Origin of the sequence: Streptomyces sp. NRRL F-6492, assembly GCF_001280125.1 — a bacterium.
Lineage (GTDB): Bacteria > Actinomycetota > Actinomycetes > Streptomycetales > Streptomycetaceae > Streptomyces.
The window spans coordinates 1-369 of the sequence record NZ_LGEG01000147.1 but is presented as its reverse complement, the minus strand read 5'-3'; the positions used below and the strand labels follow the sequence as shown (position 1 = coordinate 369).

Sequence of the window (369 nt, the reverse complement as noted above, 5' to 3'; positions counted from 1 at the left end):
CGGGCGTGTGTGGTCGCGCGCGGGTGCGGGGGGTGGGTTGTGTGATCCGTGCGACGTCGGTGGGTTTCCAGTGGTATTTGGGCAGAGTAATGAGTTATGCTAACGAACATGCCTGACCTGTCCCGCTGCACCGCCGACGCCGTCGCGGCCGGGAACGCGCTCCGCTCCTCCCTCATGCCGCTCGGCCCACGCCCCAAGCCCCAGCGCGTCGACGGGTCCGGGGGGGGGAGGACGCCCCCGTACGGGCAAAAGGGCAGCATCGGAGGAAACGGGAGGGCCGTCGTCATGCCGACGGCGGCGGCGGAGCCGGTGAGGCTCAGGACGAGCCAGTCCTGGGTGATCCGGGCCATCCACGTACCGGTGTTGGAG

The 369-nt window shown here is 69.9% G+C and carries 1 pseudogene; it reads right to left on the bottom strand.

The features are described 5' to 3' along the window. Positions 1-203: 203 nt before the first annotated feature. Positions 204-369: pseudogene (locus ADL08_RS36570) on the bottom strand (MFS transporter); the annotation flags it as partial.